This window comes from Rhizobium sp. 21-4511-3d, assembly GCF_053522545.1.
Window position 1 is genome coordinate 1 of sequence record NZ_JBNWCF010000026.1, and the last position, 17145, is coordinate 17145.

Annotated in this window: 13 protein-coding genes and 2 pseudogenes; 5 read left to right on the top strand and 10 right to left on the bottom strand. The window is 61.5% G+C overall.

Annotation, left to right across the window (positions count from 1 at the left end):
- Window positions 1–96: 96 nt before the first annotated feature.
- Window positions 97–348, bottom strand: a pseudogene (locus tag ACQZ5H_RS31820) (ArdC-like ssDNA-binding domain-containing protein); the annotation flags it as partial.
- 364 nt (window positions 349–712) lie between these two features.
- Here ACQZ5H_RS31820 and ACQZ5H_RS31825 point away from each other — a divergent pair.
- The gene (locus ACQZ5H_RS31825) at window positions 713–955 is read left to right on the top strand and encodes a hypothetical protein (RefSeq protein WP_449100114.1); all 243 of its coding nucleotides are present in this window, start codon (window positions 713–715) and stop codon (window positions 953–955) included.
- A 102-nt stretch (window positions 956–1057) separates the two neighbouring features.
- On the opposite strand, the gene ACQZ5H_RS31830 is transcribed toward ACQZ5H_RS31825, so the two are convergent.
- The 4 genes from ACQZ5H_RS31830 to ACQZ5H_RS31845 form a co-directional block, all read right to left on the bottom strand.
- On the bottom strand, window positions 1058–1645 hold the full coding sequence (locus ACQZ5H_RS31830) for a hypothetical protein (protein ID WP_449100115.1): 588 nt from the start codon (window positions 1643–1645) through the stop codon (window positions 1058–1060).
- A 776-nt stretch (window positions 1646–2421) separates the two neighbouring features.
- Window positions 2422–2727, bottom strand: coding sequence for a hypothetical protein (locus ACQZ5H_RS31835; RefSeq protein ID WP_449100116.1), 306 nt, complete (start codon window positions 2725–2727; stop codon window positions 2422–2424).
- A 38-nt stretch (window positions 2728–2765) separates the two neighbouring features.
- Window positions 2766–3662 (bottom strand): DUF7007 domain-containing protein, encoded by an 897-nt coding sequence (locus ACQZ5H_RS31840; protein WP_449100117.1) that lies wholly within the window; start codon window positions 3660–3662, stop codon window positions 2766–2768.
- An 86-nt stretch (window positions 3663–3748) separates the two neighbouring features.
- Complete coding sequence (locus tag ACQZ5H_RS31845) at window positions 3749–5497, bottom strand: ParB N-terminal domain-containing protein (RefSeq protein ID WP_449100118.1); 1749 nt, start codon at window positions 5495–5497, stop codon at window positions 3749–3751.
- A gap of 307 nt (window positions 5498–5804) precedes the next feature.
- Between ACQZ5H_RS31845 and ACQZ5H_RS31850 the strand changes: the two genes are divergently transcribed.
- Complete coding sequence (locus ACQZ5H_RS31850; protein WP_449100119.1) at window positions 5805–6314, top strand: hypothetical protein; 510 nt, start codon at window positions 5805–5807, stop codon at window positions 6312–6314.
- 171 nt (window positions 6315–6485) lie between these two features.
- On the opposite strand, the pseudogene ACQZ5H_RS31855 reads toward ACQZ5H_RS31850, so the two are convergent.
- The 4 genes and pseudogenes from ACQZ5H_RS31855 to ACQZ5H_RS31870 form a co-directional block, all read right to left on the bottom strand.
- A pseudogene (locus tag ACQZ5H_RS31855) lies at window positions 6486–11577 on the bottom strand (DEAD/DEAH box helicase family protein).
- Window positions 11578–11668: 91 nt separating this feature from the next.
- Complete coding sequence (locus ACQZ5H_RS31860) at window positions 11669–12271, bottom strand: DUF1419 domain-containing protein (protein ID WP_449100120.1); 603 nt, start codon at window positions 12269–12271, stop codon at window positions 11669–11671.
- Window positions 12272–12389: 118 nt separating this feature from the next.
- Window positions 12390–13358: a DUF3991 and toprim domain-containing protein gene (locus tag ACQZ5H_RS31865; protein ID WP_449100121.1), complete on the bottom strand. Its 969-nt coding sequence runs from the start codon at window positions 13356–13358 to the stop codon at window positions 12390–12392.
- 191 nt (window positions 13359–13549) lie between these two features.
- Complete coding sequence (locus ACQZ5H_RS31870) at window positions 13550–13726, bottom strand: hypothetical protein (RefSeq protein ID WP_449100122.1); 177 nt, start codon at window positions 13724–13726, stop codon at window positions 13550–13552.
- A 375-nt stretch (window positions 13727–14101) separates the two neighbouring features.
- Here ACQZ5H_RS31870 and ACQZ5H_RS31875 point away from each other — a divergent pair, with 375 nt between their 5' ends.
- Both ACQZ5H_RS31875 and ACQZ5H_RS31880 read left to right on the top strand, forming a co-directional pair.
- Window positions 14102–14932, top strand: coding sequence for a GIY-YIG nuclease family protein (locus ACQZ5H_RS31875; RefSeq protein WP_449100123.1), 831 nt, complete (start codon window positions 14102–14104; stop codon window positions 14930–14932).
- 1 nt (window position 14933) lies between these two features.
- Window positions 14934–15242: a hypothetical protein gene (locus tag ACQZ5H_RS31880; protein WP_449100124.1), complete on the top strand. Its 309-nt coding sequence runs from the start codon at window positions 14934–14936 to the stop codon at window positions 15240–15242.
- Between the two features lie 56 nt (window positions 15243–15298).
- Here the strand turns inward: ACQZ5H_RS31880 and ACQZ5H_RS31885 are convergent, their stop codons facing one another.
- Window positions 15299–15532 (bottom strand): hypothetical protein, encoded by a 234-nt coding sequence (locus ACQZ5H_RS31885; protein ID WP_028748422.1) that lies wholly within the window; start codon window positions 15530–15532, stop codon window positions 15299–15301.
- 274 nt (window positions 15533–15806) lie between these two features.
- Between ACQZ5H_RS31885 and ACQZ5H_RS31890 the strand changes: the two genes are divergently transcribed.
- Complete coding sequence (locus ACQZ5H_RS31890) at window positions 15807–16799, top strand: hypothetical protein (protein WP_449100125.1); 993 nt, start codon at window positions 15807–15809, stop codon at window positions 16797–16799.
- Window positions 16800–17145 lie beyond the last annotated feature (346 nt).

Here is a 17145-nt window from a genome sequence, read left to right on the forward strand (position 1 = left end):
CACGCCGTTACCGACGTCGCATGGGGAATGTGGCGACAGAGTTGAACACTACTCATGGACCCATGGGGTCACTCCTTTCATGCGACTTTCACGTCGCACCGCCTGCTTGAAGGTCATCCACATCGACGAGCAATAGCCTCGCGACATCTGCTCTGACCAGAGCAGAAGCACGTTCATTCCTGAATATGGAAGGCCATTATGACGAAGAGGCCGCGTGATGCGGCCCTCGGTATTGCCAACATTCCATGGCTTCATCCACGGGCGGACACCCTCCGCCAGTTCCTCGATAATCCGGTCAGTGATCTTGTTATAGATGTCCGTACGGTTCGATTCCGGGTTCCTGCTCATTTCCGTCTCCATAATTTCAGGAACCGCGCCAATCGCGGTCCCGTCGCGGAGGCAGAAGGCAGGAGTTCCGGAGGCGGGGCCAAGCACCGGAACGGCCGCAACAGCGTGGAGGACGGCGAAGCCGTTGCCTGGCGCCGGCGGCTCCTGCAGATCCGAAGCACGAGACGGGACCTCGTTCAGTGGCGATCAACCTTCAATCCGTGCGGATTTTTCGCACTCGCAACACGACATCGATGTGCTAGAATCGCTTCACCGTTTCAATTTTGGCGCGAGCCAAAATATCGGAGCGACAGGCGGGGCAGGGGATCCAGACATGCCGGAATGGCCCAAAAAGAAGCTTTTGAAACATGGCCCGGAGCTTCCCATGGAAGAGCGTATCCGGCGATATCAGGAAAACATTCGCACAATCAGGGCATCTGGTTGCGCTGTCCCGACCTCCGCCATGGTCGATTCCCTTGATCCTGCGGTGATCGAGTTGTGGTTCGCCGACAACGCCTTTTCGATCGACCGGATTCGAAAACTGACGGCGAAGCTCGCCGAGCTGCCCGATGATACAGAGTTTCCCAGCTCACTCATTCCCGTCGCCAAGGGCGAGGGAAAGCGGTGACTTGAATTGCAGCCACAACAGCAGTGAGCGGTGGCATGCCACCGCTCACTGCTGAATGACGGATGGAAAGGCGGGGCCGAAGCCCCACCTTGGTGCGTGTCCTTAGTCGAAGGCGGACATCTGTGCCTCCGCAGCCTTGCGATCGACGGACTGCCCTGGATTTTCGATCGGGCGATCGAAGGGTTTCCAGCTCTCTCCGACGATGTGCTTGTAGGCGGCGACGGCGCCTTCGGCCGCCATCCGCAACGCATGGGCCTGGATACCCATATCGGCTGCGAACTCCCGCTTGCGGTGAGCGGCGCTGTCGTAACCGACGGGACCATCTAGGTCCTCGTCGCGGGCGTCGTTTGCAGCCTTGGCTGTGGCATCCCGTGCCTGGGTGACGGCATTGCTGTAGAACTGTCCGGCGCCGTGGGCAGAGCCGACATAGGCGCCGACGATCCGCTGCAGGTGGATCTGCATAGCGCGTTCGCCAAGGCCTTCGCTGAGCGCATCCGCTGTCTCGGAGATGAGACGTTCGTGGAGGTCGCGGATCCCGTCGCTGTCGATGATCGCGGTCCCGAAGCTCTCGGCGATCTTGATCGCCTGGGCGCTGTCAGGGCAGGTGAGGCGGACCATTTCGACCGTTGCGCCTTTGCGGAGCTGCACGACCCGGGCGGTCTGGCGAGGATTGGTTGCGGGCTTGGCCATGTTTCTTCCTTTCGAGCCGAAGCGGTTCCGGCCCCGTGCCGGCTTGCCCTTCGGTGCGGTCGACCCGAACCGGCGGAAGACGGGCGCTTCAAGGTCGGGGCTCGTCCAGTCCAAGCGGAGCCGATCTGCGAGCGAGCGGGGCAAAAGCCATGCGATGTCGAGCAGAGCTGCTCCGTGCAGGATGGCGGGTCCGGCCGCCCCGCGGCGCGATAGCGGCCTTGAAGCGCACGGCCGCTGGTTCAGACCGCAGCAAAACCGAAGGACAAACCGTCACGGTGCGATGACTGGTCTCGGAAAGGGACATGACTTCAGCCCGCCCGGCTACCACTCCTTGACCTCACCGGTGTGCTCGCTCGATACGGCAGCGCTGCCCTCCGGTCCGCTCCCCATGCCGGCTTTGGGCAACCGATAGGATTGAAGCCAGGTCGGGCCGTGGGTGTTTTCGAAGCCTCCGCAGGATCCCGCCATCGTCGTAAGGCGGTCCACCCATCCAGACATTCCCAAGGATGCTCTTCCAGCGTCGGTCATGTTTGACGGCATAGGCACGAAGCGCCGCCTGATCATCGCGGGTCAAGGCAGGCCACCTCTGGCGCCTTTGTCTGGTCGCTCGAGGAGCCGTCCCGTCACGGTCTGCGATCATACGCGTAAGCTCGGCCACGCCTGCATCGAGACATGCTTTGCCCTCGAGATGATGGAAGCGCCGCCAGAAAGCCGCCCGTTCAGCGTCGGTAGATCCAATCCCGGCTTGTTGCTCGAGCTCGCCGATCGTTGCCATTTCACCCCTCCCGGTTCGTGTGCGGATAAGCCCCGGACAAAGATAGACGGTCACGCAGCGCTGCGATTGCGGCCTCCTGCCGGGCCAGCCTGCGCGAAAGCGCATCGACCTCGGGCTGTCGCTCCGCCGTGATACCGGCAAGATTGGCGCGGTAGCGCTCGAGCAACGTGCGGCCATCGGGAGCCTTTCCCCTGCGATAGCCGCTTTGCCGCCTGGCGATCTGTGGCAGGATCGCCGTCATCCGACGGGTTATTTGCCGGTCGATGATCTGCAGCTGCTTTTGGGTTTGGCGGCGGGCATCCTCCATTCGGGATAATTGAGCCGCGGGGGACAAGAGTGATCTCATCATGCAGCCCTCGCGCTCCATCCTGAGAAGCTCGATTGCCCCTCATAGAGAGCGTGCACATCCAGATCGATGACGAAGCCGAAGCTGCCACGCTTGCTGTATTCCACGTCGGGAATGAGAAAACGCCGCTCCTCCTGGCTGAACTCGCGTTTGCCGCCTCTCGTAGCCACCACCTCGGTCATGCCGGCATGCTGGGATGATGCGATTGCCGAGATCACGATCCAATCATCGGCGTGGGTCCGATCGAAGGCTACGCGATCCTTCGACCGGGACTCACCGGGTTCAAGCTGGCGGCCACGAAGCCTTTCCCAGAAGGCCGGGAAAGTGTTTTTGGCGATTTCCTCGGCACATCGGCGCTCATAGGCCGTGAATATTTCCGGAAACGTCAAGGCGACGATCGCCCATTCGCAGTCCTCTTCGTACCAGCCGCCAGCGCTGCGAACTGAAGCATCGACCAGAGAGTTTCGATCGGAGGAAAGATGGAAACCTCCATGTCCTGGCGTAGAGTGGCTGACAATTCCGTCGGTGTAGATCATGGCCAGCTGTGATCCACCCCAAGGCGTGCTCGCGGCCATGCGGGTCTGGACGCGAGCGAGGCTTGAGAGTTCAGACATGTGTTCGGCGGTCTCGACTGCGCGCGCACGGAAGGCAGCTTCGCTGTCGATCCGACCATCATGGCGGAAGAAATGATGGCGACGCGCCTCAGCGAGAGGATTGGTGAAACGCCAGGCGCTGGCGAGAAAGAAGTCGCCGCTTCCATTGGTAATGAGGCCAAGGAGTATGTCACCGATGCGTGCGACGGGAAACCCGTCGGCGCTTGTCCCGAATTCGACGCTGTCTGCGGCAGGATTGCTGCATGCCGAATTGCTGGCAGGTGTGTTTGAAGGTCCGTTCATTGCCGGGCTCCTTTATGAAGGGTGCGGAAAAGCGAACCGCCGGCGCAGGGCCGGCGGCGTAAGGCTTGATCTGGACAGGATGGGGACTATTCGGCGGCGATACCGTATGCGGTTTCATGATCGTCCAGCGTCGCCGCGTCTTCCGCGGTGTCTGCCCTATCAGAGGTTCCTGCCTCTTCGCCGACATCATCCGTCGTGAAGCCCTCCGCCTCATCCTCCGTGGTATCGACCTCGTCTAGGGCAGCGGTCTTCTGATCAAGATGCTTGAGGAATGCGATCGTGTCTGTCGGTGCCGGCGCGAAGAAGGCTGACGGATGCACGAGGTTCTCATCACCTTCGAAATGGGTGACGAGAGCGGAGCGGGTCTCCCGGACGCGCGCACGCGGTTCAAGACCGGCATCTTTGGCAACGGTTTCCAGCGCCTGGCGCGACAGGCATGCGAAAAACTCCTCCGACCCCATATTCGGCAGATAGTTGTCCGCCCCGATCGCCTCGCCCGCAAGGCGAGAGACGACGCCGCTATTCGACATGCCACGGCGGCACGAAAGCACGTCGATCAAGGTTGCTCGAGCCGCGATGCGGACAGTATCCATATCGAATGAGAGCCTGCCATCCTCCGTCAACAGACGAGCAACATGACGACCAAAGCGAGCGCCGCCATAGAGCGCGCCGCCTGCGCCGGAATCGACGCGCACGTTCTGACCGGCAAAGGCGAGGACGAGCAGCGCCATCAGCATATCGTCTTCGATCGGGGCGCGGCCGAGCGCGTCGTGCAGGGCGTCGGTGCGGAAATCACCGATCATGTCCTGGCCTTTCTGGGTGACATCGGGGCGGGCCTTCGGTGCTGCGGCGCTATCGCCATCGACGACGTCGTCACTACCAGGCGTCGTGACATCCTTCGGCTTCACTGCCTCCGGCATGCGATAGTGGACAGTCTGGACCTTGCCGTCGCGGTCGAGATAGAGGCCCGCATGGTCAGTTTTGGAAGGCTTTCCGTAGACCTGGGCAGCCTTCTTCGGCAATTCGGGCTGGCCCCAGCTGTTCACTTCGACGATGGCGCCACGCTTCGGTAGGTTCGACGTCATCCACTCGTGCTGGGCGCCGAGATAGCCTTCGACATTGGTGGTGTAGCGGCTGTCCTGATCGGCTGGCGCGAACAGATCCTCTACCCACTCGATACCATAGGCTTCGCGCAGATCGTCGCCGAAGCTCGCATCCTTGGCATACATGCGCTTCTTCGTCAGGGCATTGGCGATCGACCACCAGGCGGCAGTATCACCCTTCTTCGGTTTGTGCGCTTTCCAGACCTCCTTCTGCTCGACCTCGCCGGCGGCGGCGATGATCTTCAGCTGTTGCTCGGAGGGCATATCACCCAACGCCATCTGTTCGAGCATGGCCGGCAGAACGTTGGCCAGCAGCCGCAGCTTGCGGATCTGGCGAACGGGAAGCGCCAGCGCGACGGCAATCGCTTCTTCAGTCCAGCCGAGGGCGACGAGGCGTTCGATGCCGCGCCATTGGTCGACCGGATTCAATGCTTCGCGCACGCTGTTTTCGACCATAGAGCGCATGGCCCCGTTGTCGTTTGCAGCATCGACCACGAGGATCTCGATTTCCTCAAGCCCGGCTGCGATCGCGAGGCGGACACGACGGTGTCCGGCGTCGATGATGTAGCCGTTGCCACCACCTGCTTCCGGAGCGACCACCGGCGGCTGGACGATACCGACGGCCTTGATCGTCGCGAGCATCAGCGCGTCGGCCTGCGGCGAGGATTTGGTCTGGCGCATACGGTCGGGATTTTCCTTCAGAGCGCGCGGATCGACCTTCTGGATCTGCATGGGACTGTCCTTTCGGGAGAATTGCGAGCCGGCGCGTTGCCAGCCCTTCCTGTCTTCATTTTTCCGAAGACACCTCCCGGACCGCAGGGCGCGCGGGGCGGCGCAACTGTCGCCGAGCATCCCTGCAATGCTGGGTGAGCGGGGCTCTTGAGCCCTGCGAGCGCGAATGGCCGGGATGCAGAGACGACGGTTGAGCGAAGCGTCGATGACCAGCCCGCTCTGCGATCACCCGGACTCTTCTCCCTTTCTTTCATTTTCTCCTCTCCTATCTCCCCGTTTCCAGCGAGACCGTTAGAGGGGGGAAAACGTGATCCGCATTTTCGTGTCAGGCTTGATTGCGTTGACGATCAGCTCCGCAGCCGTTGCCGCGGAAGGTGCTTCTTCCGCACGTCCCGCCGTTGATCCCGACAGTCCCCCTTGCTCGATGGTGAAGGCAGGCGAGCTACAGAAATTCGTCGGTGCGCCAGCGACGATCCGTGAGACGAGTGCGAGGCTGTGCAGCTGGGCGGGCGCGACGGAAGGCGCCTATGTGCAGGTGATGTTGTTTCCCGGCGAGAGCCTTGGGGTACCGGCGGGCCAGGAACGCGCCTATTTTGATCAAACGATGGGTGGCGAACAGGACCAATATGGTTCCGAAACTTTCGCGGAAGTGCCTGACGTTGGGGAAAAGGCGTGGGGCCTCAAGCTCGCCGACAATCCGCAGAAATACTACAAGGTCTATGCGTTCAAGGGGAAGGACAGCCTGACCATCGCGACGAACGGGATCGGCTACGATGCGACTGTTGAAATCGCGCGCATTGCCGTGTCGCGCATGTAGGCAAAAAGAAAGGGCCGACGGTGAAGACCGCGGCCCATGAAGTGTGGAGATCTAAACCTCCAGAGGGGAACAGCTGCTGCGACGGAACTGGGAGGTGACCGTCATGTGCATCAGCTGGGTGCGTTATGCCTGAATCTTGACCAGACCGATAACATTTATTGTGCAATGCAGCTATGCGGCGGCGGCGTTGGTCTCGTCGTCCCGATCTTCCGCCAGCTGGGTCTCGATGGCCTTGAGCTCCAATCGCTTTCCCTTCAGATCATTGGCGAACGCGAAGTCACCGCCGTCACGCGACCGGTAGGAGGCCAGACGGCACTCGGCATCCTCCAGCCGCCGGCGATACTGGCGCTGCTCTTCATCAAAGCCATCAAGTGCGTGCTCCAGACGCGAGATGGCGCCAAGCGGCGTGACCGTAATCGCCAGATCAACCTCATAGTCGGCGCCGGTGCGCTGAAGCATGGTCTCGTAGCGATAGCCATCGCCCTTACCGAACCGCTCACCCTCATAAACGAGATCGAAGCCACCGATCGTCGCCAGATGCACCTCGCCCTCCTGCTGAAGCTGCAGCAGCGTCAGGATCTCCTTCATCAGTGCGCGACCGGCCTCCTTGCGTTCGGTATGATCCTGACCGAGCACCGTCATGGTGAAGGCGTCGCCCCCGGTCGCCCGGAGGCGCGTGATGTCCTGGCCGATCTCGCCAATCCGCCGGGTTGAGACCTCGATGTCACGCTCCGCATCACGGATCTGGCGGCGGACGGCATACTGGTCGTCCTCATGGGCGGCGCGCAGGCGTTCGAGCCGGGCGATATCGGCCTCCAGCCCCGCCTTTTGCATCAGCCGCTCGTCCCCCGATGCAATAGCCTTGGCCATCGCGAACTGATTGGCAGCCCCTTCGCCGACGTCCTCGAGCCGGCGGATCGACGTATCGCCGGACAAGGCGGCCGCGATGAACCGGGCCTTGCGCTCGTTGTTCTGCCACATCGAAGCGTCGAGCGAACCCTCGGTCGCGTAGGCGAAGATATCGACCTCCTCATGCTGATTGCCCTGCCGGACGATCCGGCCCTCCCTTTGTTCGATCTGTGACGGCAGCCATGGCACATCGAGATGATGGAGGGCTTTCAGCCGCAGCTGGGCATTGACACCGGTGCCCATCGTCTCAGAAGAGCCGATCAGGAACCGCACTTTGCCTGGCACGGACATCACCGAACAGCCGCTGCTTCGCCTCAGTCTTCTTGAAGTCCTGCATGAAGGCGATCTGCGATGGCGGCACGCCGAGCCGGATCAGCTCGTCGCGAATGAACCGATAGGCCGAGAAACCACGGGACTTCTCGACATTGATCGTGCCGAGATCGGAAAAGATCATCTGCGCGGCGCCGGGGAGATCAAAGTCTTTGCCATCGGGCCGGCGATAGATGGCCTCGCCGGTTTCCTGCCATATCCGGTGGGCATTGCGCACGAGCAGATTGAGCTTGTTGTCGGTCTCGTTCTCGGCCGCCGGCATGACGAAGCGCAGGTCGATCGCAGCATGGCGACCGTCGGTGATGACGGAGAGCAGAATGTCGTCGCCGGGCTTTGCCGGGCCTTCGCGCTTTTCGATCGCCTTGATCCTGGTGTCGAGCATCTGCTGATAGGTTTTGAAAAGCCCCGTCGGCTTGGCCGTCAGGATCTGCCGGTGCCCGGTCGAGATGTTGGGCACCTTCACATATTTCCGGAGATCATCAGGCATGACGACGTCGGCGAAGGATCGGAACATGGCGATCAGTTCGGGGACATTGACCAAGGAGGCGAAGCGGCTCACCGGCTTGTATTTGCCTGACGGCTGGATTTCGAGTTCGGTTGTCGTGTCACCGAAGCAGGATGCCCAGGCATCGAACTCATGGAGACCACGTTCAGCAAGTGCCTCGTGGCCGAGCAGGCGCTGGATCGAGAACATTTCGCCGAGTGTGTTGGTGATCGGTGTGCCGGAGGCGAGCACGAGTGCGCGGCCGGGGTTTTTCGTCTCGATATAGCGGGATTTGACGTAGAGATCCCAAGCGCGCTGAGAGCCGTTCGGATCGATACCCTTCAAGGTCGACATGTTGGTGGCGAAGGATAGCTTGCGGAATTCCTGCGCCTCATCGACGACGATCTGATCGACACCGATCTCCGAGATCGTCAGCAGATCGTCCTTGCGGGTGGCAAGGCCTTCGAGCCGCTCCTGCAAACCTTCCTTCAGCCGCTCGAGGCGCTTGCGCGAGACGCGGTCCTCGCTGTCGACCTTGGTCAGCAAATCCTCGTAGAGCTGCAGTTCATCGTGGATCATCTGCTGTTCGAAGGCCGAGGGCACGGCAATGAAGCGGAACGCCGAATGCGTGATGATGATCGCATCCCAGGTGGCAGTCGCCGCTCGGCTGAGAAACCGGGCGCGCTTGTCCTTCGTAAAATTGGTCTCGTCAGCAACGAGAATGCGGGCATTGGGATAGAGCGCGAGGAATTCGCGGGCGGCCTGCGCCAGGCAATGGCCCGGCACGACGAGCATCGCCTTGGCGATCAGGCCGAGCCGGCGCTGTTCCATGATGGCCGCCGCCATCGTCATCGTCTTGCCGGCGCCGACGGCATGGGCAAGATAGGTGGATCCATCGGCGATGATCCGCCAGATGCCGCGCTTTTGGTGCCCATAAAGAACAAAGGCGCCAGAGGCGCCGGGAAGTTTGAGATGAGAGCCGTCAAATTTGCGCGGCGCGATATTGTTGAAGCGATCGTTATAGTCGCGAGCGAGGCGATCGGTGCGATCGGGGTCTGTCCAGACCCAGTCCTGAAAGGACTGTTTGATCCGCTGGAGCTTGTCGCGCGCCGCCTCGGTATCGACGACATTGAGGACACGACGCTCGCCGTCGACGTCCTTGAACACATCGAAGATTTGCGGCACCCGGCTGTTGAGCGCATCGGCGAGCAGATCGCCGGCATGGCGCCGGCTCGTGCCCCATTCGGACGTCCCCGCGGCGCTATAGCCGAGTTGCCGAGCCTCCACCGTCCAGGAGCCAAGCTCCGGCATATGATGAATGCGGATGTCGGCTTCCATCTTCTCTTTGACGAAGGCGACAACATCGGTGGCCGGGATCCACGGCGCGCCGAGACGCGCGGTGATGTCTGAGGGGCGAAGATCGGCCGGCTGCACATCGGTCAAGGCGCGGACATTGCGCTCATAGGCCGGATCGACCTCCGCGGCTGCCTGCGCCGCCGCGAGTTTGGTGCGAACAGTCCCGGAGAGGTAGGCATCGGCCGTTTGCCAGGATCCGTCATCCGGGCTGCGGAACACCTCGTCGCCGAGATCGGCAATCACTGTGGATACGTCGATATGCAGCAGTTCGGCAATGTGATCGAGGTCGACATGGCCGCGTTCGTTGAGTACGACCGCCAGCGCATCAGCCGCATTGGTGATGACAGGCGACATTGGCGGAGCGATCACACGGGTTGCGAAAATCGGACCTGGCTTTGCCGTGTCGGTCTCCAGATCATAGTCCTCGATGGACGCGACCAGCCAGCAATCAGGATCGTCGCGAAAAGGTGCGAGGTTGGGCTGGCGGTGGGTTTCCTTGACCTCGCCGGTCTCGGCATCCTCCTGGATCGAAACAACAGTGTGGTTGATCGGTCCGAAGTCCCGCACAAAACTCGACCAAGCGATGCGCAGCCGCACCTGAAGATCGCGCCAGGGCCGATCGGTTTCCTGCGCCTTGAGCACCTCGCGAACCGCATCGCGGATCGGGATCAGCTTCGAAATGATCCGGACATGCTTTTCCGAGATGCCATCTCCGGTGCGGCCCTTGCGGACCGTGACCGGCGCGGCCGATCCATCGAGCATCTGCATCAGGCCCTTGGAACGGTCGAGGAAGAAGCTGCTCTCGCGAACAGGTCCGCCCTTCGGCTGCAGATCGACAATCTCGCCGAGTTCATCTTCCAGATCGATGTCGATGGGCGTCGGCTCGCCGTCGTAGAGATCGGCCGGCAGGAGATCGGTGGCAGCGGCGAGGGCGACTTCGAGATCGTCTCCGTCGCGCGGCCGGCACGTATAGGTCTCGCCGAACGGCCCCGAAGTCAGCGCGTGGGTGCCGAGCGCGAAATCCGGGTGCCGGGCGAACCACCTGTTGACGCGGATCGCACCTTCGTCGTCGGTGGTTGGCCGAACCTCGTCGAGATCGAGCCACATCTGATCACCTTCGGGCTCTCCGGGTTTGCGCTTGCGGAAGAAGAGGATGTCGACGACGACATCCGTGCCGGCATCCCGGCGAAAGCTGCCCTCGGGAAGGCGGATCGCGGCTATCAGGTCGGCGGATTTGGCAATATGCTCGCGCGCCGTCGTATCGGCCTTGTCCATCGTACCATGGGAGGTGACGAAGGCGGCGAGCGCGCCGGGCTTCAGCAGGTCGATCGACCTTGCGATGAAGTAGTCGTGCAGGCGCAGGCCAAGCGCCCGGTAGGCGCGGTCCGAGCGGACTGTCCGATCGGAGAAGGGTGGGTTCCCGATGGCGAGATCGTAGATCGGCGCCAGATCGGTGCGTGCGAAGTCGCCATTGATGATTCGAGCCTTTGGCTGCAGCAGACCGACGATGCGGGCTGTGACCGGATCGAGCTCGATCCCGGTGACGTAGGCAGCATCGCGATAGATCCCCGGCATCAGGGCAGGGAACAGGCCCGTGCCGATGCCTGGCTCCAGCACGCGGCCGCCGCGCCAGCCGAGTTTTGCGATCCCGGCCCAGATCGCACGGATGATGAACTCGGGCGTGAAATGCGCATATTGAGTGCAGCGAGCCAGCGACGCGTACTCAGTTTCCGAGACCGCTGTTTCGAGCGAGGAACCGAGATCGTCCCAGCCCTGCCGGAAATCGACCTCGCGCGGCCGACGAAACATGCCGTTGGCCAGTTCGCCGGCGCCGAAGCCGGTAAAGCGGATCAGTTGGGCCTGCTCTTTCGGCGTTGCGGGGCGGTCTTGCCTGGCGATGCCGTCGGCGACCAGGATTGCCGCGACGTTGTCACGGGCGCGGTCCTTCCAAGAAGCGCCGAGGCCGCGATCGCTGTCGAGGTAGAAGTTCTGGCGCCTGCCACTTCGGTCTGCAGGGGTAGTCGCGCCTGGCAAGGCCGGGGCGAGGGGCGGCGGCGTGGGATCGGGATCATCATCATTGGCCGCCATGGGTTCGAAGCCGCCAAATGCGGTGACGCCAAGCCCGAGGCCGGACGACAGCGCGGAACTGCGGAACATATCGAACGTGAATGGGTCATTGCTCATCGGAATCTTCCTTTTCGGATATGCGCTATCGCTCATGCGCCGCGATAAGCGGGCCGAAGGCGCTGGAAAATGTTGGTGGGATTGGCGGCGCTCAGGCCGCGACTTCGGGCAGATGCCGCATGTGAACCGGCAGTTTGGCGGCGATCTCGTTGTCGGTGAGGTCGTCCAGCAGCTTCAGGACCGTGCCCTTCGTCCCGCTCCACAGCATGACGGTGCGCTTGCCCTGCATCGCCAGCGGAAAGCGATCGCCGGCATAGCCTCGATAGGCGTCGGCGGTGCTGCTCCAGATATGCTCGAGCCGCTCTTCCCGGGTCATGGCGCGAACGGGCTGGGTTTCCCGTTCGAATATCGCCACCCGCATCGTCTCGACTGAGGCGGGATCAGAGAGATCGCAATAGCCGTGGAAGTACCGGATCCTTCCGTCGATCCGAAGCGCAAAGAAGATGCTGGTGACCGAACCCGTCAGGAATTCGCGCAGCGCGAAGATCGGACCGCGCATCCACAAGGGCGGCAGGATGTCGAGCATGTAGTCGTAAAGCGCCTCGTCGATTTCGAACCACTCGCCTTTGTAAAGCGGTGCAGCATCGATCTGCCACCGATCAGGGCGCTGGTTATGGCGATCGAAAAGCCGGAACATTTGCGGGCGCGTTGCTACGCCTTCGAAGATCTTGGCGGTACGGGCAGGGGTGTTCATCTCAGGCTCCTTCAGGGTTTCGGGACCTGGGCGATGGCAACCCCATCACCTTCTTTTCAGTCCCTCATGACACCTTCCGGGCCGCCGGCATCCCGCTCGGCCGGGTCAAGGGCCGGCTTCAGCCGGGCGCAGCCTCCCTTGATGCGGTCGACGGAGATGCGGCACGCCGCCCTTCCTCTCTCGTCTTCGTTTCCCCTCTCTTTTTCTCCTGCAAAACTTCATTCCAATCATCAGCCGGCGGCCGCAGGCGCACGGAAGGGCGATTGACCTGCACCGCCAGGGCCTCAAGACGGCGAGCAAAGGCATCACCCTGGTCATTGGCATCGGTGGCGCATACGAGCTCAGCGCCGGGGCGAGCGAGAAGGGCGACCAGCGCCGCTTCGGTTCTGGGCGACCATCCACCCCCGGTACTGAGGTAGAGACTGCCATCCCGCAGGTCCTCGACAGCGGCGAGGCTCATCGCGTCGATTGCGGCCTCCGTCACGCAGAGACGGAGAGCGTCTTGCGCGCCGAAGCGGAAAAGGACTTTACTTCCGCCCGTCGAGAAGCCGCGCCAGTCGGGCCCGCGCTCTTCCCACCCGACAACCCGACCATCGCTGTCAGTGTGCGCAGCCCACATACTGCCGAACGGGCCTTCCCGGAGGATCCCTTGAGCAATTACCGAGCGCAGGATCGCGATCGGGACGGCACGCGACCAGCAAAGATAGCGCCAGGTACCGGATCCGGTTGCAGGAGGGGTACGCCCTTGCCACCGACCCAGAATATCCGCAGGCTCGACCTTGAAGGGTGGCTTCTTCCAGGGGACGGGTGCAGCCTTGTATCCGACGAGATCGCCAACACGGTCGACCGCCTCTGAAAAACTTAAGTGCCCAAGCAGGCAGGCGAGGGCGAAAACATCGCCCTTGTCGTCGCTCAATGGATCGAACCAACCGCGGCCTTCGTGGCTTACGATGATGATTTCCGCGCCTCGGCGAAACTTCATCGCCCGGCGCGTGCTTTCCTTCATGTCGACCGCGAACCCGGCCTGTTCCAGGACGACCGCGCAGCTCACTGCCTCGCGCAGCTTCTCGATTTCTTCTCTTTTCATGGTTCTTCCCGATCGCCTGCGATCGTTCCTCAATTTAACTCCCCGCATGATCGGCGGGACATCTTCCGGCCGCCGCGAAGAGCAGAGGGGGCAAGGGCGCGGGATGCAAGGTGCAAATTTGCACCGCCCGCGGCGAAGCTTCCCTTGCCGCCGACAGGTCGCCAGCGGGAGCCAGATCAGCACTGGGCGGCTCAGTGAGCCGACCACGGATGGAACTCATGAATGACCGAAAGGTCATCATCGGCGTCGATCTCGTCAGAGGGCAGCACGCCGTACTCGCCGTCGACTTCGAAGACGGTGACCGGGACCATGAGATCGCGGGAGAGCTGGAAGGCGTGAGACTGAGCGAGGGAAAGATCGTGCGACATGTGCGAGGCTCCATTTGGGAGCGGGCCAATTCCCGCTCGATGGCTCCTCAAAAGGCCCTGGGACGGGCGCGATCACCGCGAGGGTGCAGCCCGAGTGGCCGCAGCTTGCTAGCGGACCCCTTGCGGGTTGATCGTGGAAGATCCGGACCTGGGTCAGGACGCCATCACAAGAGAGCGGGATTGGCGTGCTTCCGAATGATGTCGGTCAACCACAGCCGAGTTCTAACAGAGTAGGACTTTCAGCCGTACACACGGTGGGCGTCGTCGCGGTACTGAGCGCTCTTCATTGGCGAGACGAAGGGGCGTGTCCGCGAGTACACGGGTTTACAAACCGCTCGGCGGTAGGCCATGTCGTGGACGAGGTGGGGATTGATAATGCTAACATTCGGAACGGTGTTGAACCTTGCGGGAATTGACCGGGGCACGGTCCGGCTGCTTCGGCATCAGGACAACCGGCATAGCGGCTTCCCGACACCCTATGCTTTATGGCGTGACCGTCGCGATCTCTTCGAGGCCTATCAGGCGACGCAGTCCTTCGCCAATGAGACAAAACTGCGCGCCACCTACTGGGCTTCCTTCGTTGGTGTCCCTGAGCGAGAAACCCTCTTTGTCGGTCTTTACGCTGCACGACTTCTCGGCCCATTGCCGGCCGATCGCCAGCACCCCATCACGGGAGGCATCGAGCCCGCCGGAAGCTGCAACGTCTACCAGCTGGATCAAGTGGCCTTGCTTTCCGAATACGCCGGTCGGCTCTGGATCGACTGGGGCGATAGCTATCGGTCATGGATCCAGCGCGGTGACGGTAAGGAGAAGCCTGTCGTCGAGCTGCGGCGCACTCTGGGAGAGCCGCCATTCCCGGGCTTTGCAGCCTTCATTGCCAATCTCTCCGACATCGAAAGCCTCCCGTCGACCTGGCGGACGCCCCTGTCTGCGACGAGGGGGATCTATCTTCTGACCTGCCCGAAAACGCGGGAGCAATATGTCGGCATGGCATCAGGCACTGACGGCTTCATCGGAAGATGGCGCGAATACTTTGCGACGGGCCACGGCGGCAATGTCGGGCTGAAGAGCCGCGACCCCAGCGATTATCAGATAGCAATCCTCGAAACGGTCGGATCGACTGCGACGATTGCAGACCTCGGCGATCTCGAACGACGCTGGAAGGACAAGCTGCAGAGCCGCGAAATGGGTCTCAACAGGAACTGATATGACCAAGTCAGACCAGATACGTGCGTTGGCGGCGGAAGGCCTGAAAGCTGCGGAGATCGCGGCTCGATTGGGGATCCGCTATCAGCACGCCTATAACGTGATCAATGCTGGACCACGCAGGACTCGGGAAGAGGAAACGAAGCCGCCTCTCGCGATCCAACCTGAGACACGGCCGAGAGGCAAGCCCGCGCTGACGACCGACATCCTGATTGGTGGCGATTTTAAGCGGGTTGGGCGTTGGATCATCTCGGGAGACAGCCTTGCTCTCGAAACACCGGCGGAAAGAGCGCAGCCGCAGGAGGCTTAGCATAGCGCCGCTCAGCGGAAGCCGGGACCGACTGCGCCCGACGGAGGCGTTCCGCTTCAGGTTGCCGCCTGATCGTCGGACACATCTTCCATCAGCCCGTCGAAGACTTCCATCATTGCGTTGGTAATGGCCTGACCGAGTGCATTCCCCGCCGCACGAACATCATCCTCGGTGCCATCGCGGGCCGCTCGGGCAAGTTCGAAACCCTGATCGGCTACAATCTGCTTGGCCACCTCGATGGCCCAAAGCCCGAAGTCGCCGCGATTGTCGATCTGTATCGCTTCTTCCATCATCCGCTCCTGTGTCTGGATCGGTTCCTGTTCCATAGGTGCAATTCATTGGCAAGGAGGCGGCTCTTGCGGCAGGATCGTCACCCGGATGGGCGGAGACCGGGACCGGGCTCCGTTTGCGCAAGCGAATAGAGCCGACCGGCACGGCCGGGCCGCCCGACCAATTTCGAGCTGCCAACCCTAAAATCCGTGACACCCGCGGGTCTGTGCAAGGCAAGCAAAGTGCCGCATAAGGTATCCGCTTGGCGAATAAATGTGGGGCGCAGCTATCAGCATGAATAACATTGGCAAGGCCTTCCTACTCGCGATGTTGGTTTCAGCTCCCACGCAGCCGACTGCCGCTGCCGAGCTGATGGCAGTTTCCAACGGGGCGTGCGATCACCCGCTGCGCGGCGAAATCAAGGAGAATGATGCCAACCTCTTCACCGACGCCGGGGTGACGCGCGTGTGCCTCGACAGCCCAGGCGGCTCCTTCCTCGGAGGCAAGGCACTCGAAGATCTTTTCATGACGGATGGCATTCAGACATATGTCCGCCGAGGGGATCAGTGCCATTCAGCCTGTGCCCTCGCGTTCCTCGGGGGCAGCGAGTGGGGGGATATGCGGCACGCTTCGCGGACGATCGAGCCTGGAGCCGTGCTGGGATTTCACGCGCCCTATCTCGCACTACCCCGTGGAAAACATGACGCCGAAGAGCTCAACCAGACGATGACGCTGGCAATGTCCATCGCCGGCAAGATCGTGGCCGACGGCCCCAATCTCAAGACATCGCTTGGTTTCATGACGGGGTTCATTCTCGCTCCGACGCGAGACACGAAGGTCGTATCCACGGTTCACGACGCGGTCATGGGCGGAATAGAAATCGCGACGGCCTACAAGCTTCCCAAAATCGGAGACAAGGAAGCCCGAGAGGCCTGCAAGACGCTCTTCGATCGCTACGCAGACGCTTTCGCCGATGCCGTCACTGCCACAGAGCCGAGCTTTGATGTGAGCCCTTCGGGCGATTTCGCAAAGGCACGATCTGGCACGACACAGGTTGACGGGGAAGGCTGGAAGACAGTCGCTACTGAAAACAGCGACGAAACACCGTGGCAGAGCGCCTCCTGCGCATTTTCCAGCAATGTAGACCACTGGGGATATCGAGAAGCGCTACTCTGGTCGAACGACGCGCGATCGCCGCTCGAGCTGAAGTCTGCCAACCGCCAGCTCAGACTTCGAATACCGGATTGGTATTTCTTGCCCGGCGATACACCAATCAACAACCTGTAGCCATCGGTTTGGTTTAGCTTCTAATTACGGCGATCGCCGTTCATTTCGGGTGAGGAGGATGATTTTCTTTCTGCTTCCACGATTTAGCGAACAATTGCAGCAACTCCTTCGACTGTAACCTCCAATTCAGCGGTCGCATACCGCAGGATTCATGAGAACCGATGTGCGCCATTGGATCGCTTGGGGTGTGGTTGTGACGGCTTGCTCGCGCATGAGCACTGAGAAAGTAACTCTTTGGTTTACTGTGCGATAATCTGAAACAACCTTCTCCTGTACAATCCGAAAATGCGCGATAAGGATGACCGAGTTTAGGGTGAAACAGACTTTCGAAGCAGCCTACGATGCA